At 69.4% G+C, this 26,902-nt stretch carries 22 protein-coding genes; 5 read left to right on the top strand and 17 right to left on the bottom strand.

What is annotated here, in order from left to right; all coding sequences use genetic code 11:
• A partial coding sequence (locus AC0HS0_RS00760) for an ABC transporter ATP-binding protein (protein ID WP_472960968.1) occupies positions 1–1,432 on the bottom strand: 1,432 nt, incomplete at its 3' end.
• On the bottom strand, positions 1,429–3,273 hold the full coding sequence (locus tag AC0HS0_RS00755; RefSeq protein WP_472960967.1) for an ABC transporter ATP-binding protein: 1,845 nt from the start codon (positions 3,271–3,273) through the stop codon (positions 1,429–1,431). The genes AC0HS0_RS00755 and AC0HS0_RS00760, both read right to left, overlap by 4 nt.
• Positions 3,274–3,690: 417 nt before the next feature.
• Between AC0HS0_RS00755 and AC0HS0_RS00750 the strand changes: the two genes are divergently transcribed.
• Positions 3,691–4,164 (top strand): hypothetical protein, encoded by a 474-nt coding sequence (locus AC0HS0_RS00750; RefSeq protein ID WP_472960966.1) that lies wholly within the window; start codon positions 3,691–3,693, stop codon positions 4,162–4,164.
• Positions 4,165–4,181: 17 nt separating this feature from the next.
• Here the strand turns inward: AC0HS0_RS00750 and ddaH are convergent, their stop codons facing one another.
• From ddaH to sucC, 9 genes are all read right to left on the bottom strand, one after another.
• A complete protein-coding gene (ddaH, locus tag AC0HS0_RS00745) occupies positions 4,182–5,384 on the bottom strand; it encodes a dimethylargininase (protein ID WP_472960965.1) in 1,203 nt (400 codons plus the stop codon).
• A 99-nt stretch (positions 5,385–5,483) separates the two neighbouring features.
• Complete coding sequence (locus AC0HS0_RS00740) at positions 5,484–6,539, bottom strand: Glu/Leu/Phe/Val dehydrogenase family protein (protein WP_472960963.1); 1,056 nt, start codon at positions 6,537–6,539, stop codon at positions 5,484–5,486.
• 140 nt (positions 6,540–6,679) lie between these two features.
• Entirely contained in the window at positions 6,680–8,260 is a 1,581-nt protein-coding gene (purH, locus tag AC0HS0_RS00735; protein WP_472960961.1) for a bifunctional phosphoribosylaminoimidazolecarboxamide formyltransferase/IMP cyclohydrolase, read from the bottom strand.
• Positions 8,257–8,850 carry a phosphoribosylglycinamide formyltransferase gene (purN, locus tag AC0HS0_RS00730; RefSeq protein WP_472960959.1) on the bottom strand — a complete coding sequence of 198 codons (594 nt, stop codon included), beginning with the start codon at positions 8,848–8,850 and terminating at the stop codon, positions 8,257–8,259. The genes purH and purN overlap by 4 nt, the downstream gene beginning before the upstream one ends.
• Before the next feature lie 31 nt (positions 8,851–8,881).
• A complete protein-coding gene (locus AC0HS0_RS00725; protein WP_472960957.1) occupies positions 8,882–10,204 on the bottom strand; it encodes a threonine/serine exporter family protein in 1,323 nt (440 codons plus the stop codon).
• Entirely contained in the window at positions 10,201–11,493 is a 1,293-nt protein-coding gene (locus AC0HS0_RS00720) for a cell division protein PerM (RefSeq protein WP_472960956.1), read from the bottom strand. Before AC0HS0_RS00720 ends, AC0HS0_RS00725 begins: the two co-directional genes overlap by 4 nt.
• Positions 11,494–11,549: 56 nt before the next feature.
• Entirely contained in the window at positions 11,550–12,935 is a 1,386-nt protein-coding gene (locus AC0HS0_RS00715; protein ID WP_472960954.1) for a hypothetical protein, read from the bottom strand.
• 148 nt (positions 12,936–13,083) lie between these two features.
• Positions 13,084–13,971, bottom strand: a complete 888-nt coding sequence (sucD, locus tag AC0HS0_RS00710) for a succinate--CoA ligase subunit alpha (RefSeq protein ID WP_018191900.1) — start codon at positions 13,969–13,971, stop codon at positions 13,084–13,086.
• Positions 13,972–13,989: 18 nt separating this feature from the next.
• A complete protein-coding gene (gene sucC, locus AC0HS0_RS00705) occupies positions 13,990–15,153 on the bottom strand; it encodes an ADP-forming succinate--CoA ligase subunit beta (protein WP_472960953.1) in 1,164 nt (387 codons plus the stop codon).
• 234 nt (positions 15,154–15,387) lie between these two features.
• On the opposite strand from sucC, the gene AC0HS0_RS00700 reads away from it, so the two are divergent.
• Positions 15,388–16,869, top strand: coding sequence for a hypothetical protein (locus AC0HS0_RS00700; protein WP_472960952.1), 1,482 nt, complete (start codon positions 15,388–15,390; stop codon positions 16,867–16,869).
• 42 nt (positions 16,870–16,911) lie between these two features.
• On the top strand, positions 16,912–17,706 hold the full coding sequence (locus tag AC0HS0_RS00695; RefSeq protein ID WP_472960949.1) for an oxygenase MpaB family protein: 795 nt from the start codon (positions 16,912–16,914) through the stop codon (positions 17,704–17,706).
• Here the strand turns inward: AC0HS0_RS00695 and AC0HS0_RS00690 are convergent.
• From AC0HS0_RS00690 to AC0HS0_RS00680, 3 genes are all read right to left on the bottom strand, one after another.
• Positions 17,703–18,722 (bottom strand): FUSC family protein, encoded by a 1,020-nt coding sequence (locus tag AC0HS0_RS00690; RefSeq protein ID WP_472960947.1) that lies wholly within the window; start codon positions 18,720–18,722, stop codon positions 17,703–17,705. The genes AC0HS0_RS00695 and AC0HS0_RS00690 overlap by 4 nt on opposite strands.
• Positions 18,723–18,739: 17 nt before the next feature.
• The gene (locus AC0HS0_RS00685) at positions 18,740–21,259 is read right to left on the bottom strand and encodes an ATP-dependent helicase (RefSeq protein WP_472960945.1); all 2,520 of its coding nucleotides are present in this window, start codon (positions 21,257–21,259) and stop codon (positions 18,740–18,742) included.
• A gap of 65 nt (positions 21,260–21,324) precedes the next feature.
• Complete coding sequence (locus AC0HS0_RS00680) at positions 21,325–22,392, bottom strand: glycerophosphodiester phosphodiesterase family protein (RefSeq protein ID WP_472960944.1); 1,068 nt, start codon at positions 22,390–22,392, stop codon at positions 21,325–21,327.
• An 89-nt stretch (positions 22,393–22,481) separates the two neighbouring features.
• Between AC0HS0_RS00680 and AC0HS0_RS00675 the strand changes: the two genes are divergently transcribed.
• Positions 22,482–23,093 (top strand): hypothetical protein, encoded by a 612-nt coding sequence (locus tag AC0HS0_RS00675; RefSeq protein ID WP_472960943.1) that lies wholly within the window; start codon positions 22,482–22,484, stop codon positions 23,091–23,093.
• 26 nt (positions 23,094–23,119) lie between these two features.
• Positions 23,120–23,917, top strand: a complete 798-nt coding sequence (locus AC0HS0_RS00670) for a Bax inhibitor-1/YccA family protein (protein ID WP_472960941.1) — start codon at positions 23,120–23,122, stop codon at positions 23,915–23,917.
• Between the two features lie 63 nt (positions 23,918–23,980).
• Here the strand turns inward: AC0HS0_RS00670 and guaA are convergent, their stop codons facing one another.
• From guaA to AC0HS0_RS00655, 3 genes are read right to left on the bottom strand one after another with little or no spacing between them, the layout of a single operon-like run.
• The gene (gene guaA, locus AC0HS0_RS00665) at positions 23,981–25,582 is read right to left on the bottom strand and encodes a glutamine-hydrolyzing GMP synthase (protein ID WP_472962078.1); all 1,602 of its coding nucleotides are present in this window, start codon (positions 25,580–25,582) and stop codon (positions 23,981–23,983) included.
• Between the two features lie 22 nt (positions 25,583–25,604).
• On the bottom strand, positions 25,605–26,054 hold the full coding sequence (locus AC0HS0_RS00660) for a DUF3817 domain-containing protein (protein ID WP_055914105.1): 450 nt from the start codon (positions 26,052–26,054) through the stop codon (positions 25,605–25,607).
• A gap of 4 nt (positions 26,055–26,058) precedes the next feature.
• A complete protein-coding gene (locus AC0HS0_RS00655; protein ID WP_472960938.1) occupies positions 26,059–26,901 on the bottom strand; it encodes an SURF1 family cytochrome oxidase biogenesis protein in 843 nt (280 codons plus the stop codon).
• Between the last annotated feature and the right edge of the window lies 1 nt (position 26,902).

Below are 26,902 nucleotides of genomic sequence, written 5' to 3'. Positions count from 1 at the left end.
AGACCGCCTTCGCGGCCTCCACCACCTCGTCCCTCGTCGCATCCGGCTTGCCGAGCGCGATGTTGTCGGCGACCGACCCGCTGAACAGATACGCCTCCTGGGTGACCATGACGATCGCCCGGCGCAGGTCCTTCGGGTGCATGTCGCGCAGATCCACATCGTCGAGCGTGACGGAGCCCTCGCTCGGGTCGTAGAACCGCGAGATCAGCTTCGCGAGCGTCGACTTGCCCGCACCGGTCGAGCCGACCAGCGCGATCGTCTGCCCCGCCGGGATGTCCAGGCTGAACTCCGGCAGGATGACGCGGTCGCGCTTGTAGGCGAAGGTCACGTCGTCGAAGCGGACATGGCCTTCCGCCGTCCACAGGTCGACCGGCTTCAGCGGGTCGGGAACGCTCGGCTCCTCCTCCAGCACCCCCGAGATCTTCTCGAGCGCGGCCGCAGCCGACTGGTACGAGTTGTAGAACATCGCCATCTCCTCCATCGGGTCGAAGAACCGGCGGGTGTACAGCAGCGCGGCGAGCAGCACACCGATGGCGAGCTGGCCGTCCGCGACCCGGAAGCCGCCGACGAGCAGCACGACGCCGACCGTCAGATTGCCGATCATCACCAGCCCGGGGTCGAAGATCCCGAACAGCTGGATGACCCGCGCGTTGACGTCGCGGTAGTCCTCGACGAGGCCGCCGAACTCCTTCTCGTTGCGCTTCTCCTTGCGGAACGCCTTGACGGCGCGGATGCCTGTCATGGTCTCCACGAAGTGCACGATCAACTTCGCCGACGCCACCCGCGAGATGCGGAACAGCTTCTGCGAGCGCTTCTGGAACCAGCGCGTGAGCAGGTACAGCGGCACCAGCGAGCACAGCAGCACGACACCGCTCAGCCAGTCGAGCCAGAACAGCGCGATGGCGATGAACAGCATGTACAGGAAGCCCTGCACCAGCTGGTTGATGCCGGAGTCGAGCAGCTCGCGGATCGAGTCCAGGTCGCTCGTCTGACGCGAGATGATGCGGCCGGACGTGTACGACTCGTGGAACTCGAGTGAGAGCTTCTGCGTGTGCAGGAAGACCCGCTTGCGCAGATCGATCAGGATCGCCTGGCTGATGCGCGCGCTCAGCACCGTGTACCACGAGATGAGCACGGCGCCGATGATGCCGGTGAACAGGTAGGCGACACCGGCGGCGGCGACCGGGAGCCAGTTCTGCGAGTGCAGAGCCGTGATCCCGTTGTCGATGCCGAACGCGATGATCGCCGGCCCCGCCACCTGGCCGGCCGTGCTGACCACGACGACGATCGCGGTCAGCACCAGCCGCAGACGCAGCGGGTGCAGCAGCGAGCCGAGCAGGCGCAGCGAGCGCCGACGGACCTGCCGGCTCTCCTCTTTGCTGAGGTCGTTGCGCTCTTCGCCTTCGACGCCCAGTACTGTCGCGGTGCTCACAGATTCACCTCCTGAAGGAACTCCTCGTCCTGTTCCTCTTCGAGGGAGGAGAGGACGAAACGGTAGTGCTCGTTGGTCGCGAGCAGGTCGTGGTGGGTGCCGACGGCCGTGATGCGGCCGTCCTCCAGCAGCGCCACCCGGTCGGCGAGCGTGACCGTCGACGGACGGTGCGCGACGACCAGGGCGGTCGTGGAGGCGAGCACCCGGCGAAGGGCGGCCTCCACCAGCGCCTCGGTGTCGACATCGAGCGCCGACAGCGGGTCGTCGAGCACCAGGATGCTCGGTGCCGCAGCCACCGCTCGCGCGAGCGCGAGCCGCTGACGCTGACCGCCGGAGAGGCTCAGCCCCTCCTCGCCGACCTTCGTCTCGAGTCCGTCCGGCAGCTCGTACGCGAAGCCGGCCTGGGCGATCTCGAGCGCCTCCGTGAGGACCCGGTCGGCCTCCGCCGAAGCCGGGTCGAGCCCGTCGCGGCCCAGGAGCACGTTCTCGCGCACCGAGGCCGAGAACAGCGTGGCGTCCTCGAACGCCATCGCGATCGCCTTGCGGAGGTCGTACCTGGTGAGGTCGCGCACGTCGACGCCGTCGACGCGCACCGAGCCTCCCGTCACGTCGTACAGGCGGGTGGTCAGTGCGGTCAACGTGGACTTGCCGCTTCCGGTGAGGCCCACGAGCGCCATCGTCTCCCCCGGCAGCACCGTGAGATCGATGCCGTTCAGGAGGTCGGGGAAGCGCTCCGGCGAGTCCTGGTAGCGGAAGTGCACGTCGTCGAAGACGAGCTCGCCGCGCGGATCGGTGATGCGCTTCGGCTCGGCCGGGTCGGTGATCGCGTTCGTCTCGTCCATGACCTCGAAGAAGCGGTCGGCGGCGGTGCGCGTGTCGAACGTCATCGAGAGCAGGAAGCCGATCGACTCGATCGGGAACCGCAGCACGGTCGCGGTCGCGAAGAACGCGACCAGCTCGCCGACCGACAGCTGGCCCTGAGCGGCCAGCCACACGCCGACGACCAGGCAGATGCCGAACGCGACGTCCGGGATCAGCAGCAGCCACAGCCAGAGACCGGCGACCGCCTTCGCCTTCTCGATCTCGGTGCCGCGCAGCTCCTCCGCCTGCGACTCGAACTTCTGCAGCGCGTGCTTGCCGCGCCCGAACGCCTTGAGCACGCGGATGCCGTGCACCGACTCCTCGACGGCAGTAGCAAGGTCGCCCGCCTGGTCCTGGCTGCGGCGGGCGACGACCGAGTACTTCTTCTCGAACGCGAACCCGTAGATCCACAGCGGAACCGACAGCACGAGGAAGATCAGGCCGAGGATCCAGTTCCAGCCGATCAGGATCGCGAAACCGACGATGATGGTCACGACGTTGACGACGAGCAGCACGATGCCGAACGACAGCCAACGGCGGATCAGGCTCAGGTCGCTGACGGCGCGCGAGAGCAGCTGGCCGCTCGGCCAGCGGTCGTGGAACGCGACAGGGAGGTCCTGCAGCTTCTCGTAGAGCGCGTTGCGCATCCGCGCCTCGACGTGGGTGCCCGGGGTGAGCACGAACCAGCGGCGGAGCGAGATGAACACGGCCTCCGCGGCGCCGAGCCCGACGACCAGCAGTGCGGCCGGCCAGACCGCGGACGCGTCGCCGGTGGACAGCGGGCCGTCGACCAGCCAGCGCAGCACCTGCGGGATCAGCAGCGCGACCAGGCTCGCCAGCAGAGCGGCGACCATGCCCAGCACGATCCGCGGTGCCGCCGACTTGGCGAACGGGAGGATCCGGAGAAGCGTGCGGAAGGTTCCGAACCGCTTCTTGTCTTCTCTTTGGGGTGGGTGCTGATGGGTTCCAGCGATGGACATGAGTTCCGTCTTCTCTGTTGTGCGTTACGTGAATTCGATTTCTTGGATGGGTCGGCTCCGACCCGGTGAGATGTGCTGAGAGGTCGCCGAAGGAGTCGCTCGCTTGGGCGCGACGAACCCGGGCCACGGATGCCCGGGGGTGTGCCGGCGACGGTCAGCCGGAAGCGCGTACCTGCCTGGGACCTACCAGGCGGGGGCCGGCTCCGAGGACGCGGTCGCGGCAGCGACGAGCCCGAACACGGTCACGGTTCGTGTCTTCTCAATCGTTGTCATGGCGTCCTCCCAGGCCCGATGCGTCATCCGAATGCTGCGACAAGGCAGCCCTACAGGATATTCCCAGCATCACTCCAAGCGCAAGAGCGAATTCTGGCATTCGTGTCGCCTCTCGCACCCGGCGGTGCCCGCTAGGCTGCTGGGATGGTCTGGCGCTCGCTCCCGTTCTGGTCGGTGATCGGGGCCTTCGGCGTCTTCGTCGTGCTGGTCGCCGGGATGTTCGCGAGCGTCGCCATGGCCGGGAACACGGCTCGATCGTTGACCCACGCCTCCGTCGAACTCCAGGTTCAGGGCGCTCACTCGCGGACGATGCACGTCTCCCTGCTCCACGCGACGTGCGTCGTGCGGTCGAACGGCCGCGTCGTGGTGCGCAACGATCCGTCGGTGCGCGAAGCGGCACAGATCGTCGCGGACCTCCGCAACGGCGTCTTCAGCACGAACCTCACCACCGGCGAAGGCAGCACGTTCTACTCGACGGAGACGTTCCGGCTCGAAGGCGGCAGCGTGCGCTACGACGGCACGATCGGGCAGTTCCTGGACGTGTTCGACGGAGGCACCCCGACGACCGCCCGGTTGTCCGGGAGCATCCCGTGCACCGAGGACACGTCAGGCGACTGAGCCGAGGGTCGGCTACCTCAGCGGATGCGGATCGAGAGGCAGGTGACGCAGCCCTCGAGCTTCTCGAACTCGGAGATGTCGACCTGCACGACCGTGTAGCCGAGGTCCTCCACCAGTGCGACGGAGCCGGGAGCGGACGACGACATGAGCACGGTCTCGTCGTCGAGCACGACGACGGCGGTGCCGTGGGCCTCCGGAACCGGCAGGAAGCGGCCGAAGATCCGCGGGTCGTCCACGATCGGCTCGTAGCCGATCACGGTGCCGTCCGGGAGAGCGGTGACCGCGGTCTTGAGGTGGAGGGCCTTGGTGACCGGCACCGCGACCACGGTGTAGCCGAGGGGCGCCACGAGCGCGCGCAGCTGGCGGATGCCCTCCGCGTTCGTACGGCCGCCACGTCCGACGTAGACCGTGTCGCCGACCTTGAGCACGTCGCCTCCGTCGAGGGTGCCCGGCTCCTCGATGCGCTCGAGCCGGAGGCCCTGGGCGCGCAGCGCGGCCTCGGTGCCGACGATCTCGGGGCGGCGGGAGTCCGCGCCGGGGCGCGAGATGACGGCGGTGTCGCCGAAGACGATCGCGGTGTCCTCCACGAAGACGGAATCGGCGAGTTTGTCGGCGCTGGCGACCTCCACCGTCTGCCAGCCGGCGGCGGACAGCGCGGCGACGTAGTCGTCCCACTGCTTGTCGGCGAGCTCGTTGTCGATGGCCTCGCGGTCGATGTGGGTCACGAGGCCGTCGGCCAGGTTCGCGGCCGGGATGCGGACCAGGGCGACCTTGCGAGCGGTCGCCCCTCCCTGCGCCTCGATCACTCGGAACACGGCGAAACCGGCGGTCGGGAAGGCGACGGCGACGGCCAGCCAGAACGGCAGGTTCACGCCGATGAACGACAGCGCGAGCTGGCCCCACACCGCTGCGGTCAGTGTCACATTCAGCGTCGAGAAGAGCACGAGCATGCCGATGGCGGTGCTGACGAGGGCCACGAGGATACCCGCGATGACGGCGACCCAGCGGCGCTCATACGCTCCGAGCAGTGCGGCGATCGCCGTCAGGACGAACGCGGCGAGCGCATTCCAGCCGACGTACTGGGCGACGCTCCCGAGCGCCTGCGAGTTGAGCTGGTTGGCCACCAGCAGAACGAACGCGGCCGCGACGAGGCCGATTGCGGCCACGGCGACGGCGGACACGAGGGAGGCGACGAGCCGGCGGGCCCACGAGGAAGTCATGAGGCCCAAGCCTATCCGACCGGTTCCTATGGGATTGCTGGCATACGGAGGCATCCCACCGCCGGCCACGGCAGGCCGACGGTGGGACGCATGGTCGGATCAGGCGTGCGCGGGCTCGCGGAGGCGGGCCATCGCGATCTCGTCGGCGGCCTCCAGCGTGGTGATGCCGCGCTCGGCGGCGACGTCGAACACACGGGCGACAGTGTCGCCGATCGCCTCCACGCGCTCGCGGGTGGCCTCGGCGGACGGCGTCTCCTCGTTCATCATCGAGAGGAAGATCACGCCTCCGGCGTTCACGACGAAGTCGGGCGCCCAGAGGATGCCACGGGCTGCCAGCCGCTCTGCGCCTGCCCGCTCGGCCAGCTGGTTGTTGGCCGGGCCGACGACGGCCTTGACGCGCAGTTCGTCGATGACCGCGTCGGTGAGCACGCCGCCGACGCCCGCAGGAACGAACAGGTCGCCCTCCACGCGGTGCGCGTCGCCCGGTTCGACCCAGGAAGCGCCGATCGCGTCGGCGAGGGCGCGCTTGGCCGGGTTCACGTCGGTGACCGTGAGCACCGCGCCCTCGCTGGCGAGGCGCATGGCGATGATCGAGCCCACGTGCCCGAGCCCCAGTACGGTCACACGGCGACCGGCGACGTCGCGGCTGCCGGTGGCGCGCTCGAGCGTCGCCAGCAGACCGGCGTAGACGCCGGCCGCGGTCGCGTCGCTCGGCTCGCCGACGCCGCCCTCGGCGGGCGGGAGGCCGCACACGTTGGCCGTGCGGGTCGCGACGACCGACATGTCCTCGGCGCTCGTCCCGACGTCCTCCGCGGTCATGTAGCTGCCGCCCAGACTCTCGACGGCGTCGCCCAGGTCGAGCATGACCTCGTACCGCTCGGTGGGGGTGAGCTGGTGTCCGTGCGGCAGATAGACGACGGCCTTGCCGCCGCCGCGGTTGAGCCCGGCGGCGGCGTTCTTGTAGGTCATGCCCTCCGCCAGGCGGAGCGAATCGGCGACAGCCTCCTGCCAGGAGTCGTAGTTCCACACGCGGCAGCCGCCGAGGGCGGGACCGAGGACGGTGGAGTGCACCGCGATGCTGATGGTGAGGCCGCTCCGCCTCCCCTTCACGACGTGCAGTGTTTCGTGCGGAAGGTCTGCGGGCAGGACGGACATCGGTGTCTCCTCGTGGGATCGCGGTGAATGCTGAGGGTCTTGTGGACCGTCGTCTATTCTCGCCCGACCCCGCGAGCGGACGCAACGCGACGCCCGGATGAGCACGTGGCTCGGTGAGCACGCGGCTCCGGGCGTGCGGTTCAGTGGAAGAAGTGGCGCTCTCCGGTGAAGTACATCGTGACGCCCGCGGCCTTCGCAGCCGCGATGACGTCCTCGTCACGGATGGAGCCGCCCGGCTGCACGATCGCGGAGACGCCTGCGGCGATGAGGATCTCGGGGCCGTCGGCGAACGGGAAGAACGCGTCGGAGGCGGCCACGGATCCGGCCGCCCGCTCCCCCGCACGGCTGACCGCCAGGTTGCACGAGTCGACGCGGTTCACCTGACCCATGCCGACGCCGACGGACGCGCCGTCCTTGGCCAACAGGATCGCGTTGGACTTGACAGCACGGCACGCCTTCCAGGCGAACTCGAGGTCGGCGCGGGTGGCCGCGTCGGCCTCCTCGCCGGAGACGAGCGTCCAGCCGGCGGAATCGAACTCATCGAAGCGGTCGCTGTCCTGCACGAGCACGCCGCCGGAGATCTGGCGGAACTCGGTCGTGGCGCGGCTGTAGTTCTCGGGCAGCTGCAGGATGCGGAGGTTCTTCTTCGTCTGCAGCAGCTCCAGCGCCTCCGGCTCGAAGCCCGGGGCGATGAGGACCTCGGTGAAGATGCCCTTGACCGTCTCGGCCATCGCGAGCGTCACCGTGCGGTTCGCTGCGATGACGCCGCCGTACGCCGACACCGGGTCGCACTCGTGCGCCTTGCGGTGCGCGTCCGCGATATCGTCGGCGACCGCGATGCCGCACGGGTTGGCGTGCTTGATGATCGCGACGGCCGGCTCGGCGAAGTCGTAGGCGCTGCGCAGGGCCGCGTCGGCGTCCACGTAGTTGTTGTACGACATCTCCTTGCCGCCGAGCTGGGTCGCCTGCGCGATACCGTGGCCCGCCGGGTCCGCGTAGAGCGCAGCGGCCTGGTGCGAGTTCTCGCCGTAGCGGAGGGTCTGCTGCAGCTCGGCGCGCACCTCGAAGCGCTCAGCGAAGTCGTCGGTAGAGGGCGCCTCCCCTGCGAACCACGCAGCGACGGCGCCGTCGTACGAGGCCGTGTGCGCGAACGCCTTCGCGGCGAGCGCACGGCGCTGGTCGAAGCCGGTGCCACCGGCGGCGATCGCGGCCCCGACCTCCGCGTAGTCGTCGGGCGAGACGACGATGGCGACGTTGGCGTGGTTCTTGGCCGACGCACGCACCATGGCGGGGCCGCCGATGTCGATCTGCTCGACGACGTCGTTGCCGACTGCTCCGGACGCGACCGTCTCGACGAACGGATAAAGGTTGACGACGACGAGCTCGAACGGCTCGATGCCGAGGTCCTTCAGCTGGTCCTCGTGGGAGGCCAGTCGCAGGTCGGCGAGCAGTCCCGAGTGGATGGCCGGGTGCAGCGTCTTGACGCGCCCGTCGAGCGACTCGGGGAACCCGGTCACCGACGCGACGTCGGTCACCGCGTGGCCGGCGTCGCGGATGGTCTGCGCGGTGGAGCCCGTCGAAACGATCTCGACCCCGGCCTCCGCCAGCGTCGCAGCGAGTTCGAGGAGGCCCGTCTTGTCGCTGACCGAGATCAGCGCGCGGCGGATCGGGACGACGTCCCGTTCGCGGTAGAGGCTGGCGTCGTGACGGGGTCCGCTCATACTCGGGAGAGCTCCTTGAGGTCGATGTGTCCGTTGGCGATGTCGAGGACGGCGTCGATGAGGAGGCGCCGCTCGACGGGTTTGATGCGTTCGTGCAGGCTGGCCTCGGTGTCGCCCGGCACGATCGGAACGCGCTCCTGGCTGATCACCGGCCCGGCGTCGACGCCGTCGTCGACCACGATGAGGCTGGCGCCGGTCTGGGTGGCCCCGGCGGCCAGGGCGTCGCGCACGCCGTGCGCGCCCGGGAACTCAGGCAGGTAGGCGGGGTGTGTGTTGATGAGGTTCGGCGAGAACGCGTGCACGACGCGCGGCGGCACCAGGCGCATGAAGCCCGAGAGGATGACCAGGTCGGGCTCCCAGAGCCGGAGCTGCTCGAGCAGGGCGTCGCCCCACTCCTCCCGGCTGTCGTACGAGGTGAACGGCACCGTGAACGACGGGATGCCGAACTCCTCCGCGTGATCGAGCCCGTCGGCCTCCCGGTCGGCGCCGACCGCGACCACCCGGGCCGGGAACTCGGCGTCGGACGCCGCCTCGAGCAGAGCGCGCAGATTGGAGCCACCGCCGGAGATCAGCACGACAATCGAGAGCACGCGACAAGCCTACCCATAGGGGCGTGTCGCCTCAGACCAGGCGCAGGCCCCAGCGCGACGGGGCGATCGTGTACAGCTGACGGTAGAGCGCCGTCCCCACCAGCACGCCGAGGGCGATCGAGACGATGGAGCCGAGCAGGTTCGGGATGCTGCCTGCGTCGAAGTCCACCCCTGTCGCCGTCTGCGTCAGGCGGATGAGCCCCGTCGCGCCCGGCACGAGCAGCCAGAACGCGGGAAGGAAGCAGACGACTGCGGGCGGCGCTCCGCGCACCGACTGGACGAGGTACGCGAGCACCGTGAGCGCGAACGCGCCGAAGAAGCCGCTGAAGACGTTGCCCATGATCAGCGCGCCGACGAGCTGCCCGCCGTAGGCGACGAGCAGCACGAGCGTGAGGAAGTAGAGCGACCGCTTCGGCCCGCAGTAGTAGAGAAAGATGCCGACCGAGAACAGCAGGACGCCGAGCCACGGCTGGAACGCGCCGAGCGGCGGCTGGGTCGACAGCAGCGCGGTGGAGGCGGGAACGCCCGTGATCGTCATGGCGGCGAGGATCCCGATGGCGAGGAAGCCCAGTTGGGCGATGCCGGAGACCAGCCGGCTGGAGCCCGCGACCATGTCGCCCGCCGCGAGCTCCTGGATGCCGGTGGTCAACACAGCGCCGGGCAGCAGTGTGACCAGCGGAGGGACGAGCACCTGGAGCGGCTCGTCGATGAGCACCGTGCGTCCGAGCAGGAAGACGAGCAGCGACAGCGCGAACGCGGTCGCGACCGGCAGGAGGATCGCGGCGTACGTGCCGGGGCGCACGAACAGCTTCGCAGCGCCGACCAGCATCCCGAGTGCGAACGCGTAGAGCATGCTCGTCGTCTCGGCGCCGAGAAGCACGAGGGCCACGCCGGCGGAGGCGAAGCCATGACCCACCATCCGCACGAGGCGGTTGAAGCGCGGCCGGGCGTCGGTGGTCGCCTGCAGCGCCTCGATGCCCTCGACCGCGGTGATCTTCCCCGCCAGGGCGCGGTCGACCACCGCGTAGACGTGCGCGGCGCGGTCGAACCGCACCTCTCCTCCGGAGGCCTCCGCGACGTCGAACCGCGTCTGCGCCTCCCCCGGCAGCCCGACGAAGATCAGAGTGGGGAACACGATCAGCGTCGCCCGCGGTGACCCGAGCGCGGTCGCGACGCGCTTCAGGGTGCCCTGGATGTCGCGCGACGCGGTGCCGATCGCGAGGAGCGCGCTGCCCAGCCGGACGAGGAATTCCTGGAGCTGCGCGGAGGGGCTCTCGACGAGCTGCTCGGCCTCCGTCGACCTGCGCCGGAGGGTGAACCTCGGCAGGTGCAGTCGCGGGGCTGGCGCTCTCATCGTCGGGCGCGACCTCCGGCCAGCAGCCCGATGATCGCCGCGACGGCGACCTCCACCGCCGCGAACACGCCGACCAGCCACGGATTCGGGCCGACGTCGTGCAGGCGGCCCGGCCCGAGGGCTCCCGACGACCACCAGGCAAGAAGGCCGAGTTGGATCCCCGCCACGACGCCGATCCCCACCGCCGTGAGTGACAGGGCGAGTGGGCCGTCGACCTGGGTCTTTCTCGTGGCGCGCAGCAGCGCAGCGGCCACGAAGCCCGCGAGCACCGGCACGAGCACGCCGACGAGGCCGAAGGTGTAGCCGTGGGCCGGGATGACGCCGAAGAGCGGCACACCCGGCAGCGGCCCGAGGGCGGTGCCGATCGGGCTCACGGCGGAGCCGGCGCCGATCGCGAAGCCCGGGCCGACGAGCCACGACATCAGCCAGATGATCAGGTTGGGCAGGAACGCCAGCTGCGCGATCGTGAGGGCGACGCCGCCCGCGACACCGGTCTGCAGCTGTTCGTAGAGACTGATGATCGCGCCGTAGTTGCCGAAGATCAGCAGCGTGAGGATGAGCGCCGAGACACCGATGACGATGGCCGTCGCCGCGCTCCCGGCCCGGAGCGCGCCGAGCACGGCGGAGCGAACCGGCGCAGGGATGGTGTCGACCCGTGCGCGCACATCGAGGGCGACCGGGGTCGCGCCTCCCCGCGAGTCGGGCGAGGGGCCGTCGGCGCGGACGTCGGGCCGGTCTGATGCCCCGTCGCCTGCCCGGGACGAAGTACGCGACCCGCTCTCTCGGAGGGTCGCGAACGCGAAACCGATTCCGATGCCCAGTGCGTACACGAACGGCGGCAGCACGATTCCCTGCCACACCGACGGCGTCACCACCGCGCTTCCCGCAGTCAGGGTCACCAGCACGGAGATCACGAGGAACACGGCGAGCGCCGACAGGGCGCCGGTGCTGCGGAAGGGCGTCTCGGCGGCGCGCGAACCGGTACGCACCCCGAGTGCGGCGGTGAGGACCGCGAACCCCAGTAGGGCGATGGTCACCTGGAACGGGGCCGCGGCCGCGGGCAGCCCGAGCGAGCCGACGGTCTGCGGATCGAGCACCACCGTCAGGTTGACGCCGTGGCCCACCAGCCAGACATCGACCGCGGCCTTCCAGACGACGGCGAAGTCCCCGGTCAGATGGTATTGCGCCGCCCAGAGGACTGTCAGCGGGACCACGCAGATCCCGATGCCGATTGCCGCGACGATGACCGCCTCCAGCGCGGCGAGCAGGGCGACGGTTGTGCGATTCATGTCCGGAGGGAGCCTACCGGTCGCTGGGGCGTCTTCCGGGCCGACACTTCGCCCGCTCAGGACACGGTCATCACAGGCGTGTCGTCGTCGGCGTCCTCCGGGATGGTGATCACCGGTCGCTGCACGAGCTCGAGGATCGCGATGACCACGGCGGCGATGACCAGCGTCCAGATGATGAGCGCGGGGGTGAGCGGCCGCACCAAGAGCACCACCGCAGCCGCGATCACGGCGACCGCACTGCGCAGCAGTACCCGTTGCGCGTAGATCCACTCGCCGACCCTCCCGGTGGTGATGCCGTGACGCTCCGCGGCCTCCCGCACCCAGGTCACCCCGGAGCCGAAGAAGCCCCGCAGCCGCCGAGAGACCCCGAAGGGGCCCGAGTACCAAGCGACGATCGCGACGACGATCGCGAGGACCAGCACTGCGACGCCGGTGTCTTTCATGGCCGTCGAGACGGTGGTGTACAGCGTCCTCGCGACTCCGGCCGGAACCAAGGACGGGGAGGCCGAGGCGATGAACACGACCTGGCCGATGCCGATGCCCGCGACCACCACGATCATGGCGACCCCCAGAGCACAGGCCGCGCCGATCAGGGCGAGCGAACGGCGCCTGGCGACGATCACGCCGAGCGCGAGCAGGCCGATCGAGACCCAGGGCAGCCACGCGCCCGCGACGATGGCCAGGTTGTAGAACACCTGCAGCGTCGGGATGGACGAGTTCTGCGCCACCGTGATCGTCTTGTCGATCGTCGGGATCTGCGACGCGAACGACAGGCCCTGGTCTTCGAGCAGCTGTTTGACCCGGTCGATGATCGGACCGAGTTGCACCCCGACCGAGCCGTCCGCGCCGATCGCGATCGCCGCCTTCGGATCGCCCTGCATCGTCGCGACCAGCTGGGTGTGGCTCGCGCGGAGGGCGTCTTGCCAGACCTGGGCGAACGCGTCGGAGGACACGAACCGACCCACTGTGGTCTGGATCAACGACACGATGCCCTGCGCGAGCGGCGCCTTGAGCGCCTCCAGCGCCTTCGTGGCCACCGGACCGGTGCCGAGGCCGGTGATGCCGTCGATCACCTGCGAGGTGAGCTGCGGGATGTCGACGTGCTCCTGGATCACCTTGACGGCCTCGTCGGTCACGTACGCCTGCACGCCGGGGTCGTCTGCGAGCGGTGCATATGTGGCGACGAACGTGTCGGTGTTCGTCAGTTGCACTTTCGCCCACGACGCGACGACGGCGACCGGGGCGAGGATCGCGCCGATCACGATGAGCACGACGGCGAGCAGCGTCCAGCCCCAGCCGCGCTTGTGCTTCGGTTCCACGACGACCGCGATCTCAGGGAGCGGTTCGGTCGCGTTCTCGTCGAGCCGACTCCTCAGCGCTGTGTTCTCGGCTTCGAGCGCTGCGACCCGGCGAGCGAGCTCGGCGTTCGTCATCTTGGGCATCGGCGCATCCCCTTCCGGGCGGTGATGGCTCACTGTAACGCCGGCGCGGGTGGCGCGGGCAGGCCCGGAAACGAGGTCGTGGACGAAGGGCGCAGGGCCGGACCCCGTGGAGGAGTCCGGCCCTGTTCGGTAGTGCGGGAGCCGCGGTCTATAGCGCCGCGTAGACCTCGCGGAGAAGTTCCGCGGTCTCGGACGGGGTCTTGCCGACCTTCACGCCCGCGGCCTCCAGCGCCTCCTTCTTGGCCTGGGCCGTTCCGGCCGAGCCCGAGACGATCGCACCGGCGTGACCCATGGTCTTGCCCTCGGGTGCGGTGAAACCGGCCACATAGCCGACGACCGGCTTGGTGACGTTGGCCTTGATGAAGTCTGCGGCGCGCTCCTCGGCGTCGCCTCCGATCTCGCCGATCATGACGATCGCCTTGGTCTCGGGGTCGGCCTCGAACGCGGCGAGCGCGTCGATGTGGGTCGTGCCGATGACCGGGTCGCCGCCGATGCCGATGGCGGTGGAGAAACCGAGGTCGCGCAGCTCGTACATCATCTGGTACGTCAGCGTGCCCGACTTGGAGACCAGGCCGATCGGGCCCTTGCCGGTGATGGTGGCCGGCGTGATGCCGACGAGCGACTCGCCGGGGGTGATGATGCCGGGGCAGTTCGGGCCGATGATCCGGGTCTTGTTGCCCTTCTCCTTGGCATAGGCCCACGCCTCGGCCGAGTCCTGCACCGGGATGCCCTCGGTGATGACGACCAGCAGCGGGATCTCGGCGTCGATGGCCTCGACCATCGCGTCCTTGGCGAACGCCGGCGGCACGAAGATGATCGACACGTCGGCGCCGGTCTTCTCGATCGCCTCCACGACGGTGCCGAAGACGGGGAGCTCGACGTCGCCGTGCGTCACGGTGGTGCCGGCCTTGCGGGCGTTGACGCCTCCCACGACCTGGGTGCCGGCCTTCAGCATGAGCGCGGTGTGCTTGGTGCCCTCGCCGCCGGTGATGCCCTGGACGATGACCTTGGAGTCCTTGTTGAGGAAGATAGACATTCTCTGATTCGTCCTTGCTTACTTCGCGGCCAGCTCGGCGGCCTTGTCGGCGCCTTCGTCCATGGTGAGTGCGAGGGTGACCAGCGGGTGGTTCGCCTCGGTGAGGATGCGGCGGCCCTCCTCGACCTTGTTGCCATCGAGACGCACGACCAGCGGCTTGTTCGCCTCGTCGCCGAGGATCTGCAGCGCCGTGACGATGCCGTTCGCGACCGCGTCGCACGCGGTGATGCCGCCGAAGACGTTGACGAACACGCTCTTCACCTGCGGGTCGTTCAGGATGACGTCCAGGCCCGCGGCCATGACCTCGGCGGACGCGCCGCCGCCGATGTCGAGGAAGTTCGCCGGCTCGACGCCCTTGTGCTTCTCACCCGCGTAGGCGACGACGTCGAGCGTGGACATGACCAGACCCGCGCCGTTGCCGATGATGCCGACCTGACCGTCGAGCTTGACGTAGTTCAGGCCTGCCTTCTTGGCCTTGGCCTCCAGCGGGTCGGCGGCGTCAGCGTCCTCGAGCGTCTCGTGCTCGGGGTGACGGAAGTCGGCGTTCTCGTCGAGGGTGACCTTGCCGTCGAGGGCGATGATGTCGCCCTCCTCGGTGAGGACCAGCGGGTTGACCTCGACCAACGTCGCGTCTTCGCCGGTGTAGACCTCGTAGAGCTTCACGAACACGTCGGCGACCTTGGCCACCAGCTCGTCCGGGAAGCCGGCCGCCTTGGCGATCTCGGTGGCCTTCGCGGTATCGATGCCGCCACGCGGGTCGACCTCGATGCGCGCCAGCGCCTCGGGCTTCTCGACCGCGAGCTGCTCGATCTCCATGCCGCCCTCGACGCTGGTCAGCGACAGGTAGGAGCGGTTGGCCCGGTCGAGGAGCACCGAGAAGTAGAACTCGCGGGCGATGCGGGCGCCGCCGGCGACCATGACACGGCGCACGACGTGGCCCTTGATGTCCAGGCCCAGAATGGCCTTCGCGGCCTCCTCCGCGTCATCCGGCGTCTTGGCGACCTTGACGCCACCCGCCTTGCCACGGCCTCCGACCTTGACCTGCGCCTTGACGACGGTGACGCCGCCCAGCTTCTCGGCGGCCGCACGGACCTCCTCCGGAGTGTCGGCGACGATGCCCGGAAGGACCGGGACGCCGTACTTCTCAAACAGGTCTCTGGCCTGGTACTCGAATAGATCCACGGTTATCCAATCCGCTGATGCCCGGCGCGCTCGTGACGCTCCGGCTGATATCTCCTGGGCGGTCCGGCGGGAGAATAGCTCGACGCCGAGATAAATTCGCCAGTGAGAACTTTAGCGCGTTCGACTGAACAGCCCGAATCCGTTCGTCCTCCACAGCAGAACGCGCGGACGAGTACTCCACTGATCCCGTCGCGCCAGGCCCGGATCGGGTTCGCGACGGCGAGCGTGGAGGGCATGACACATCGCATATCGACCTTCGTGACCGCCTTCGTCCTCGCCGGCCTCGCCGTCTTCCTCGGCATCCTGCAGGTCCTCGTCGTCGCGCCTGAGGCGCGAGCGCTCGCGGGGGCCGGACACGGACCGGGCTATCTGTCGCGCGATGGCTGGTGGCTCGGCACATACCGCATGGACGACGGTGAGCAGGGGTTCTGCCTCAACGTCGGCAAACCGAGCCCGACCGGCCACGGCCTCGACTACGCCGAAGCGGCGGAACTCGGGTGGTACACGCCGCCGCAGGCTGCCTCGCTCGCCTATATCTCGCGCACCTGGGCAGGCACCGGCGACCAGTTGACGGCCGCCGCCGGCCAGATCGCCACCTGGCTCGTCGCCGGTTTGAACGGCCACACTCCCGAGGAGGTCGCGTCACGCGCGGGAGCCGACGCCGGGCGCGTCCTCGCCCGCGCGTACGAGATGGTGGATGAAGCCGGTCGGCTGGGATCCAACGCGGTGCGGGCGGACGCCGTGGTCGAACTGGCCGAGACCGGGCCGGGCAGGGTGCGCGTCGAGCTCACCGTCGAGCGGCCGTCCGGCCCCGAACTCGTCGCTCCGGGAGTCCACCTCGCCCGGGTGACTCTTGACGGAGCCAGCTTCGCCGACGGGAGTACGGCCGCGGAGATCCCGACCGGCACCGACATCGAGATCACCCCCACCGGAACCGACACCAGCGTGGCGGTGATGGCGCGCGCCGAGCTCGGCGCCCTCCCCTACGGAGATCGGATGCTGGTCGCGGTGCCGCATGACGATGCCCAAGCCGTTCTGATCGCCGTGTTCGCCACGGCGGAGGCGCACGCGGAGGCCTCGGCCACTGGTCCGTCTCCGCTGCCGTTCCAACCGCTCGTCGCGACGGTGACCAGTACCGCCGAGGCGACGCCCGGCGCCACCGTCCACGACCGCCTCACCGTGGGCGTCGACACCGCAGACGGGCTGCTGCCGTCCTGGGGCGTGCGCGCGACCGACGAGGGTTTCGAACCGGTGGAGGCGATCGTCGAGAGCACTCTCCATGGTCCGTTCAGCGACCCGATCGTGCAATCCGACACCATTCCAGAGGGTTCCCCTGTCGTGTGCGTCGTCGAGACGACCGTCAACGGCACGGGCGAATACGACACACCGGAGTGCACGCTGCCCGCGGCGGGGCACTACGTCTGGACGGAGCGCATCGATCCCACGGCGGTGGACCCGGACGCGGGCGGTGCACGGATCCGCCCCTGGCAATCGGCCTTCGGCATCGCGTCCGAGATCACGCAGGTCTCGGCCCCGGTCGAGGTTCCACCGGCCGAGGTCGAACCGGCTCGGCTCGCAGCGACGGGAGGTCGCGTCGAGACCGGACCCACGGCGTTCGCCGTGACTCTGGTCGGGCTCGGGATCGCGTCGATACTGATCGCGCGCTTCACCCGCCGCGGAGTGCACCGCGCCGACCGTCGGGGCTCACGGCGATGATCGCAGCCGCGCGGTGGGGCCGGTCGGGTGGATCATGGGCAAATGGCCGTCCCACCAGCGCGGCACGCCGAGCTCCGTTCGATCGCCGGCGAGGCGCTCTCCCTCGCCGGCGCCGGCCGGGCGTTGCTGCTGCAGATCGCACACCCGGCGATCGGACGCGGCGTGGCCGAGCACAGCGACTTCGCCATCCGGCTGGTGGACCGGTTCCACGCCACGATGACATTCGTCTACGCCGCCGTGTATGCGTCACCCGACGCGTTCGACCGGGTCCGCCGCCAGGTCGACCGCGCTCACCGGCCGGTGCATGCCGCCCGCAGTGGTGGCCTGCCCGCCTACAACGCGTTCGCACCCGAGCTGCAGCTCTGGGTCTCCTCCACGCTCTATGCGACCATGATCGATCTGAACGAGCGCGTCTACGGCCCACTCGCCGATGCAGCGCGCGAGCAGGTGTACCGAGACTTCCGGCAGCTCGGGCTGAACCTCCAGTTACGCCCGGAGGCCTGGCCGCGCGACACCGCAGAGTTCCAGCGGTATTGGGACGGGATGCTCCCGCAGCTCGTCGTGACGGAGACGACGCGCGGACTCGCCGAGCAGATCCTCCGTCCGAACGGCATGCCGGTGGCGCTGCGGGGCGTGCTGCCGGCCAGCCGGCTCGTCACGACCGGACTGCTGCCCGCCAGCGTTCGGGAACAGTTCGGATTGCCGTGGGACCGTTCGGTCGAGAGACGCTTCGAGCGGCGGATGCGCTGGGCCGCGGCGGTGTACCCGCGTCTGCCCGCCGCATTGCGGCATCGGCCTCGGGAGGTATACCTGCGTCGGCTGGAGCAGCGGCCTTAGCCGTGAAGCCGACGGGGCCGCTGGATCATGCGAGCGACCAGTACGAGCGCGATTCCCACGCCGGCGCCCAGCACCGTCTCGATGATCCGGTCGACGAGCAGCGTCCCGAGTGGGGCCGGTGCCGCGAGATGGGAGACCGCGAGCGCCATCGGCGTGATGAAGAGAAGTGCGTAGCCGTAGTGCCGCCCGACGAGCATCTCGGCGAAGAACTGACAGACGACGATCGCGACGATCACCACGACCGGCGGAGGAGACCAGAACAACACGGCTGCGGCCACGACGACGCCGCCGATCGTGCCCAGGATCCGGTGGAGCGAGCGCGAGATCGAGTGCGCCCCTCGCGCCGGGGGGATGACCGCGACCAGGCTCACCACCGCCCAGTACGCGTGGCCCAGCCCCAACGACAGGGCCACCCCACCCGCGATCAAGACGCCGACGGCGTTCTGCGCCGCCGTGAGCCAGACACGCCCATCGCCGAAGACGGTGGTGTCGACGCCAGGACGACGGTGGAGCTTCTTGAGGAGCACCGCTCCAGTCCGGGCGGCGCGATCGCCCGCCCAACGACGGACCACCCAGCCGGACAGCGTGAGCACCCACGAGAACGCGGCGACGGCGGCCGCCAATCCGATCCGCGGGAGGGCGTCCTGAGCGGTCGTCGGCACGGCGGCGCACACGAGGAGGGCGAAGACGAAGAACAGCGGCTGAGTCGGCAGGAGCTGGAACGCGGTCGCCAGCAGCGTGCCGGCGACGACGATGAACACGAGCAGCACGGCCACGAGCCAGAGCGGCTCGCCCGCGACGGCGACGAGCACTCCGAGGGAGATGCTCACCAGCATCGCCACCGCCGCGATCGACACACTGCGCAACCGCAGCCGGTACGGCTCGTTGCGGCCGTAGAGCGCGGTGAACGCGCCGAACGTCGCATACGCGGCGAGATCCAGACGCCCGACCGCCCACAGGATGAGCAGCGGCACCGCAACCGCCGCGGCCGCCCGGAAGCCGACCTCGACGCTCATTGTGGCGAGCCGCTGCCTCACAGTTTGTCGATCGGCGCGATCTTGATGAGGAGCTTCTTCGCCCCCACTTTCTCGAACTGCACGTGGGCGACTCGCTTGGCTCCCTCACCGGTCACGTTCGTGACCCGGCCCTCGCCGAAGTCCGCATGACTGATGCGATCGCCGGGAGCCAGCTCGAGGTCGCCGTTGTCGCGCACCTTGCCCGTCACCCGGTTCGGCCACTCCGCCTTCGGCCGCTCGGCGGGAGCGCTGCCGCCCACGGGATAGCTCTCGTTCCAACGGCCGGCAGTACCACCGCCGAGCCCCGGCCGGCGCGCGTTGAGGGCGCGCGACTGCGAGCCGCTCCGGCCGTTCGCGGCGCCGGGAGACTGCTTCCAGTCGATCAGATCGGCGGGGATCTCCTGGAGGTAGCGGCTCGGCATCGCGACCGCGGTCTCGCCGAACTGCGCACGCGTCATCGCCAGCGACAGGAAGAGCCGCTTCTTCGCGCGGGTGATGCCGACGTAGAACAGCCGGCGCTCCTCGGCGGGGCCTCCCGGCTCGTTCGCCGACATCCGGTGCGGGAGGAGGTCCTCTTCGATGCCGGTGAGGAACACCGCGTCGTACTCCAGGCCCTTGGCCGTGTGGAGGGTCATCAGCGACACCGAGCCGCTCGAGTCGTCGATCTCGTCGGCCGCGGCCACCAGCGACACCTCGGTGAGGAAGTCGACGAGCGTGCCGTCCGGGTTGTTCCGCGCGAACTCGCGGGTCACGGCGACGAGCTCGTCGACGTTCTCGGCGCGCGCCTCGTCTTGCGGGTCGCGGCTGTTGCGGAGCACCTCGAGGTAGCCGCTGCTGTCGAGCAGGAAGGTGAGGACGTCGGCCACCGGCGAAACCCCGGCCGGGTTGTCCGGATTGATCTTCGCCGCCGCCTCGTCGAGCATCGAGGAGAGCTGGAGGATGGCGCCGGTGACCTTGGGGCCGAGCCCGAGCGAACCGGCATCGCGCATCGCGTCGCGGAAGGTGAAACCGTTGTCCTCCGCATAGCTCGCCAGCTGGGTCTCGGTGGCCGGCCCGATGCCACGCTTCGGAGTGTTCAGGATGCGGCGCAGCGCGAGGGTGTCGTCGGGGTTGGCGACCGTGATCAGGTACGCCATGGCGTCCTTGATCTCGGCGCGCTCGTAGAACTTGGTGCCGCCCATCACCTTGTAGGGCAGCGCGGACCTGATGAAGATCTCCTCCAGCGCCCGCGTCTGCGCATTGGTTCGGTAGAACACGGCGATGTCTTTGTAGTCCATTCCGGCGGCATGGAGCTTTTCGATCTCGTCGGCGACGAACTGCGCCTCGTCGTGGCCCGAGTACCCGGTGTAGCCGACGATCTTGTCGCCGTCCCCGACCGCGGTCCACAGCTTCTTGTCTTTGCGGTCGAAGTTGTTGGCGATCACGGCGTTCGCGGCGCTCAGAATGTTCTGCGTCGAACGGTAGTTCTGCTCCAGCAGCACCACCTTGGCTCCGGGGAAGTCGCGCTCGAACTCCACGATGTTGCGGATATCCGCCCCGCGGAAGGCGTAGATCGACTGGTCGGAGTCGCCGACCACGGTGAGCGAGGCGCCCGGGATGGCGCCGACGACATCGCGCAGCTTGCTGACGTTGCGGCCGTGCTGCTCCATCTCCTCGGCGATGTCGGGCGCGACGGGCATCGTCAGCTCGCGGATGAGGGAGTACTGGGCGTGGTTGGTGTCCTGGTACTCGTCGACCAGGATGTGGCGGAACCGCGTCTGGTACAGCGCCGCGACCTTCGGGAAGGCCCGGAACAGGAACACCGTCTCGGCGATGAGGTCGTCGAAGTCGAACGCGTTCGCCCGCCGCAGTGCGCGGGTGTACTGACGGAAGATCTCGAGGAACATCACCTCTTGCGGGTCGCTCAGGTTGGCCGAGCGCGCGAACGTCTCGATGTCGGTCAGCTCGTTCTTGAGCTTGGAGATGCGGCCCGCCGTGCCCGCCACGGTGAAGCCGAGGGTGTCGGCGTCGAGCTCCTTGATGATCCGCTTGAGCAGGGCTCGTGTGTCGCCCGAGTCGTAGATCGTGAAGCTCTGCGTCTTGCCGATCGTCTCGGCCTCGCGACGGAGAATGCGCACGCACGCCGAGTGGAATGTCGAGATCCACATGCCCTGCGCGCGACCGCCCAGGAGCTGCTCGACCCGCTCGCGCATCTCGTTCGCGGCCTTGTTCGTGAACGTGATCGCGAGGATCTCGCTCGGCCATGCCTCCCGGCTCTCGATGAGACCGGCGATGCGGCGGGTGAGCACGCTCGTCTTGCCCGACCCCGCGCCCGCCACGATGAGCAGTGCGGCCCCGCGGTACTCCGCCGCTACGCGCTGCTGCGGGTTGAGCCCGGCGAACAGCCGGTCGGACGGCCCGCGGCCGCTGCGGCCTCCTGCTCCGCCGGTCGCCGAGCCTCCACCGGAGCGCTCGTCGCCCTCCCAGCCGTCGAGGATGATCGGCACAGAGGAGGGTGCGGCGGAGGCGGGAGGTGGGGCGTCGGGAAGGCTCGTCATGTCTCCAGCCATTTTAGCCGCCGCCACCGTCATCGCCGCCGAGAGCCCGGACGTCCGCCTCCTGCTCAGCGACCGTCGCGCACGGCGACGGCCAGGTCGGGATGATCGGCGAAGACACCATCGACCCCCGAGTGCAGCAGGATCGCGAACAACCGCCTCCAGTCGCCCCACTCGTCATCGCGTCCGCCGCTGCGGAACTCCCGCGGGAGCATGCCGTTCTCGGGTCGCAGCGTCCAGCAGTACACCGAGAGGCCGGCGGAGTGCGCGAGGTCTACCAGGTCGGAGGTCACCGCACCGATGTCCACACCCCCTTCGTCCTCGCCGAACAGGCCGACGGACACCGAGCCCGAGTGCAGGATCTGCGCCACATCGACGCTGATCCCGTCGACCCGGTCGGCGGGCGACGCCGCCGACCCGAGCGCGTAGAGACCGCGGAGCGTCACGTCGGTGGCGTAGCCGGGAGCGGCGGCGCCGAGCGCAGCGACCCGATCGGCGGGCGCCCCCTCCGCCTCCACGAGGTACACGCGTCGCCCGCGAAAGCCTCGCAGCTGCAGCCGCCCGAGCACGGTCTTCTCGAAGCTCTCGGCGACGAGTCCCGGGTGATCGGTCCAGCCGGCGTCCGCGAGCGCCTCGACGAACAGCTCGTCGAGCGGGAGGCCGGCGGCCTCGAAGTAGGTGGCGTGCTTGAGCTCGGCGACCAGGCCCAGCGCACGGCTCGCGGCGTCGGAGGCCGCGTCGATGGTCTCCAGCACGTCGGAGAGCCGGAGGATCGGATAGCGGTCGTCGAACGTGGCGCTGGCCTGGCGCAGCTGCGGGAGCCGCTCCCTCGCGCGCAGCACCGACAGCTCGGCCCACGTGAAGTCCTCCGTGAACCATCCGGTCAACGGGATGCCGTCGACCTCCTTGGTGGTTCGACGGTCGGCGTACTCGGGATGGTCGGCGACGTTGGTGGTCCCCGAGATCTCGTTCTCGTGACGCACCACCAGAACGCCGTCCTTCGTGGCGACGATGTCGGGCTCCACCGCGTCGGCGCCGAGGGCGAACGCCAACTCGTAGGCCGCCCGGGTGTGCTCGGGGCGGTAGCCGGGCGCGCCCCTGTGACCGATCACAGAGGGAGTCGAACGGGCGCGCATGTGGTGATCCTAGCCGGGAGGTCGAAACGATCCGATGCACGTCGACACGGATTCACCTGCGTGCCGGCACGAGGTGACACAATCGGGGTGTGCCCGCCCCCGACGGTCTCCCGACCCGCGCACCGGCGACCTCCGGCACGGCTCCGGAGGCGCCGCGATCGCGTCGCGTCTGGCATGAGCCGACGCGCGATCTCCGCCTGCGCTGGGGCACCTACCGCGCCCGCTGGCTCGCCGGTCTCGCCATGATCGTGGTCGGGACCGCCTGCATCCTCGTGACGACCGCGTACAGCCTGCCGTTCCTGCTCGTCGGGTCGCTCCTGCAGCCCGCGGGCTGGGCCGTGCTGCCCTCGACGATCGGTCGGCGCGTGGCGGTCGTCGTTCCCGTTCTGGGCTTCACCTGGCTCATGCTCGGAGGGTCGGGCTTCGCCTGGTGCTACGCGATCGTGCTGGCGGCCTGGTTGCTGGTGCGCCTGCGCCCCCTCCCGACCTTCGCCGTGCTGGTGCTCCCGATCGCGTCGAGCCTCGTGCTGCCGCAGTTCGTCACCACCTACGAGCAGGGCTGGATCACGATCCTGGTCAGCACCGTGGTGATCGTCGCGTCGGCGTGGCTCGCACGCGGAGGCGCGATCGCACTGGATTCATGGCAATCTGTCAGAACTCTCAGAAAACAACCCGATAGGTTTGACGAACCGAGACCGTAAGCGGTCCCCGACAAAGCGAGGAACCCATGGCACTCAACAACCCGGCGTTCTCGACGAACCCGGCGTTCCAGAACAACGGCCAGACCGCGACGGCCGTCGCTCCGAGCGCCGAGAACCTCGAGCAGATGTACCAGGCGCCGTCGGCGACGTCCGCCGACACCGACCGGATGACGGTCGAAGACACCATCAACAAGAGCGCGATCTCGTTCGCCCTGCTGGTCGCCGGCGCCGTCGTCGGCTGGTTGGTCCCGGCGCTCGTTCTTCCGGCCGCGATCGTCGGCTTCGTGCTCGCGTTGGTGAACATCTTCAAGAAGAAGCCGTCACCCGCGCTCATTCTGAGCTACGCCGGCGTGCAGGGCATCTTCGTGGGCGGCATCTCGGCAGTGTTCGAGTCCATCTACCCGGGCATCGTCATCCAGGCGGTCATCGGGACCCTCGCGGTCGTCGGCGTGACCCTGGCGCTCTTCGCGTCGGGCAAGATCCGCGCCTCCGCGAAGGCGACCAAGATCTTCCTGATCGCCATGTTCGGCTACCTGGCGTATTCGATCGTGAACGTCATCCTCGTGTGGACCGGTGTCACCAGCAGCCCGTTCGGGCTGAGCGGAGACGTCAAGCTCTTCGGTATCCCGCTCGGTGTCCTGATCGGCGTCCTCGTCGTCATCATGGGCGCGTACTCCTTGGTGCTCGACTTCGACTTCATCCAGCGAGGCGTCAAGAACCGCGCGCCGCGCATCTACGGCTGGTCGGGCGCGTTCGGCATCATGGTCACGGTCATCTGGCTGTACCTCGAGATCCTGCGACTCCTCGCGATCTCGCGCAACTGAGGCCACTACACGCAGAAGGGCCGGGATGCATCAGCATCCCGGCCCTTCTCACATTTCGGGGAGTCACTCCCATTCGATCGTCCCCGGCGGCTTCGACGTGACGTCGAGCACGACGCGGTTGACGCCGTCCACCTCGTTGGTGATGCGGTTGGAGATCGTGGCCAGCAGGTCGTACGGCAGGCGGGTCCAGTCGGCCGTCATCGCGTCCTCGCTGGAGACCGGGCGCAGCACGATCGGGTGGCCGTAGGTGCGGCCGTCGCCCTGCACGCCCACCGAGCGCACGTCGGCCAGCAGCACCACGGGGCACTGCCAGATCTCGGCGTCGAGGCCGGCGGCGGTCAGCTCCGCGCGCACGATCGCATCCGCGTCGCGCAGCAGGTCGAGGCGCTCCTGCGTCACCTCTCCGACGATCCGGATGCCGAGGCCCGGGCCGGGGAAAGGCTGGCGGCCGACGATGACCTCCGGCAGACCCAGCTCGCGGCCGATCGCACGCACCTCGTCTTTGAACAGGGTGCGCAGCGGCTCGACGAGCTCGAACTGGAGGTCCTCCGGGAGGCCGCCGACGTTGTGGTGGCTCTTGATGTTGGCCGTGCCGGTGCCGCCGCCCGACTCCACCACGTCGGGGTAGAGGGTGCCCTGCACCAGGAAGCGGATCGGGTCGCCGTCGTTCGCGGCCTCGGCGATCAGATCGGCCTGGGCCTTCTCGAACACCCGGATGAACTCGCGGCCGATGATCTTGCGCTTGGTCTCGGGGTCGGAGACGCCTGCGAGCGCGGACAGGAACTGCTCCTGCGCGTTCACCGTGACGAGCCGCACGCCGGTGGCGGCGACGTAGTCCTCCTCGACCTGGCGCGCCTCGTCTTTGCGAAGCAGGCCATGGTCGACGAACACGCAGACGAGCTGGTCACCGACGGCCTTGTGCACGAGGGCGGCCGCGACGGCCGAGTCGACGCCTCCAGACAGCGCGCACAGCACGCGTCCGCTGCCGACCTGGGCGCGGATCGCCGCCACCTGGTCGGCGATGACGTTGCCGCTGTTCCAATCGGCGGGGATGCCTGCGGCGCGGTGGAGGAAGTTCTCGAGCACCGCCTGGCCGTACTGCGAGTGCTTGACCTCGGGGTGCCACTGCACTCCGTAGAGCTTGCGCTCCTCGTTGGCGAACGCGGCCACCGGGGTGTCCTCGGTGGTGGCGAGCACCTCGAAGCCTTCCGGCGCGCGCGCGACCGAGTCGCCGTGGCTCATCCACGCTGTCTGCTGCTCGGGCTGACCGTCGAGGAGACTGCCCGCCCCACCGGCGGCGGCGTCCGAGACGCGCACCGCGGTCGAGCCGTACTCGCGGCGACCGGTCTTGGCGACCTCGCCGCCGAGGGCGGTGGCCATGACCTGGAAGCCGTAGCAGATGCCGAGCACCGGTACACCGAGCTCGAAGATCGCCTCGTCGAGCTGGGGTGCGCCGTCTTCGTACACGCTCGACGGGCCTCCCGAGAGCACGATGCCCGCGGGGTGCTTGGCGGCGACTTCGGCCGCCGTGACCGTGTGCGGCACGATCTCGGAGTAGACGTTCGCCTCACGCACGCGGCGCGCGATCAGCTGGGCGTACTGCGCGCCGAAGTCGACGACGAGGACGGGGCCGGCGGGTGCGGCCGCATCGGCCCCTCCGAGGATGTCCGAGAACGCTGCGTCGGTGCTAATTTGTGGCCTCCACGAGAGTCGCTGCCTCGGCCTCCCGGCCGGCCAGATAGGTCTTGACCTGCTTGGTGATCCTGGCCTCCACGAAGAACGAGAGGAACGGCACGACGCCACCGAGGGCGATCAGCACGAACTTCGTGAACGGCCAGCGCATCAGACTCCACAGGCGGAAGTCGGAGAAGAGATAGACGACGTAGAGCCAGCCGTGGGCGATCAGGATGCCCGTGCTGAGATCGACGCCGGTCGGCGCGACCGCGGTCTTGACGGGCACGAGAGTGAGGGCGCCGTAGTTGCTGAACGCGAAGAGCTGGTAGCCGAGACCGTACTTCACGACCATCTCCACGCAGAGCAGCAGGAGCATGATGCCGGTGACGTAGGCGAACACCTGGTAGAACTTCAGCGCCCCGCGGATCTTCGGGAAGTCTTCGAGCTTGGGAGCGAGGGGCATGGGGCTATTCTACTTTCCCGGCGCGGGCGCTGGCGCCGTCCACGGAGCCGTCGGCCGTACCGGCAGATCCTGCCGATCCGGCCGCCGCCTCGGCCTCCAGCTCGCGCTCCTCGTCCTCGCGCTGCTTCGCGTCGCGCACGAGCCGGTACCAGAGGAAGATCGCGAACCCGGCGAAGATGATCCACTCGGCCGCGTAGAAGATGTTGAGCCAGTTGAGCTCGGTCTGCTGGATCGGCGGCGGAGAGTCGATCTTCACCAGTCCGGCTGGAGGCGTCTGCTCGACGGCGTAGGCGTTGTAGACGTCCATGCCGTCGACACCGGTCCACAGGTTGTAGAGCTGGCCGACGCCGAGGGATGTCATCGCCGTCGGGTTCTTCTTGTCGCCGGGAACCTGGGGCTGCTCGTCGGGGAGGATCCGCCCCACCATGCGCTGCGGAGCCTCGGGCTGCGCCGCGAGCTTCGCCATCGCCGCCTCGGCCGCCGCCTCGCTGGGCGCCCAGCCGCGGGCCACGGCGAGCGCGATCGTGCGGCGTCCCCCCGCGTCCACGTTCACGTGCGAGACGACCCACCACCCGGCCTTGCCGTAGTTGAGCCGGTCGTACAGCAACTGGTCGTCGCCGGAGATCGCGGTGCCGGTGAACGAGACGAGCTGGCCGACCGCCTTGCTCGTGAGCGGGCCGCCCGGCTTCGCGACCCGAGTAAGCGGGAGGACCGTCTCAGTCGGAGCCTCCACCGCCTTGCCCGACTCGATCGCGCGCTCCAGCTGCCACTGCCCGAGGGCCGCGAACCCGGCGGCGAGCGCCAGCGCGAAGATCAGCGCTCCGATCCAGCGCGGACGCAGCATCATC

The sequence above is a fragment of the Leifsonia sp. PARNA 1/14 genome (genome assembly GCF_055720965.1).
The sequence above is the reverse complement of the archived record's forward strand: the minus strand, read 5'-3'. Positions and strand labels throughout refer to the sequence as shown.

Coding starts and splice junctions, on each gene's coding strand:
- AC0HS0_RS00685 (WP_472960945.1), bottom strand. CDS start 21,259: ATGACGAGCCTTCCCGACGCCCCACCTCCCGCCTCCGCCGCACCCTCC.
- AC0HS0_RS00740 (WP_472960963.1), bottom strand. CDS start 6,539: ATGTCCGTCCTGCCCGCAGACCTTCCGCACGAAACACTGCACGTCGTG.
- AC0HS0_RS00725 (WP_472960957.1), bottom strand. CDS start 10,204: ATGAGAGCGCCAGCCCCGCGACTGCACCTGCCGAGGTTCACCCTCCGG.
- AC0HS0_RS00755 (WP_472960967.1), bottom strand. CDS start 3,273: ATGTCCATCGCTGGAACCCATCAGCACCCACCCCAAAGAGAAGACAAG.
- ddaH (WP_472960965.1), bottom strand. CDS start 5,384: ATGACTTCCTCGTGGGCCCGCCGGCTCGTCGCCTCCCTCGTGTCCGCC.
- AC0HS0_RS00750 (WP_472960966.1), top strand. CDS start 3,691: ATGGTCTGGCGCTCGCTCCCGTTCTGGTCGGTGATCGGGGCCTTCGGC.
- AC0HS0_RS00670 (WP_472960941.1), top strand. CDS start 23,120: ATGGCACTCAACAACCCGGCGTTCTCGACGAACCCGGCGTTCCAGAAC.
- AC0HS0_RS00690 (WP_472960947.1), bottom strand. CDS start 18,722: ATGAGCGTCGAGGTCGGCTTCCGGGCGGCCGCGGCGGTTGCGGTGCCG.
- AC0HS0_RS00680 (WP_472960944.1), bottom strand. CDS start 22,392: ATGCGCGCCCGTTCGACTCCCTCTGTGATCGGTCACAGGGGCGCGCCC.
- AC0HS0_RS00660 (WP_055914105.1), bottom strand. CDS start 26,054: ATGCCCCTCGCTCCCAAGCTCGAAGACTTCCCGAAGATCCGCGGGGCG.
- AC0HS0_RS00715 (WP_472960954.1), bottom strand. CDS start 12,935: ATGCCCAAGATGACGAACGCCGAGCTCGCTCGCCGGGTCGCAGCGCTC.
- AC0HS0_RS00700 (WP_472960952.1), top strand. CDS start 15,388: ATGACACATCGCATATCGACCTTCGTGACCGCCTTCGTCCTCGCCGGC.
- sucD (WP_018191900.1), bottom strand. CDS start 13,971: ATGTCTATCTTCCTCAACAAGGACTCCAAGGTCATCGTCCAGGGCATC.
- AC0HS0_RS00720 (WP_472960956.1), bottom strand. CDS start 11,493: ATGAATCGCACAACCGTCGCCCTGCTCGCCGCGCTGGAGGCGGTCATC.
- AC0HS0_RS00695 (WP_472960949.1), top strand. CDS start 16,912: ATGGCCGTCCCACCAGCGCGGCACGCCGAGCTCCGTTCGATCGCCGGC.
- purH (WP_472960961.1), bottom strand. CDS start 8,260: ATGAGCGGACCCCGTCACGACGCCAGCCTCTACCGCGAACGGGACGTC.
- AC0HS0_RS00655 (WP_472960938.1), bottom strand. CDS start 26,901: ATGATGCTGCGTCCGCGCTGGATCGGAGCGCTGATCTTCGCGCTGGCG.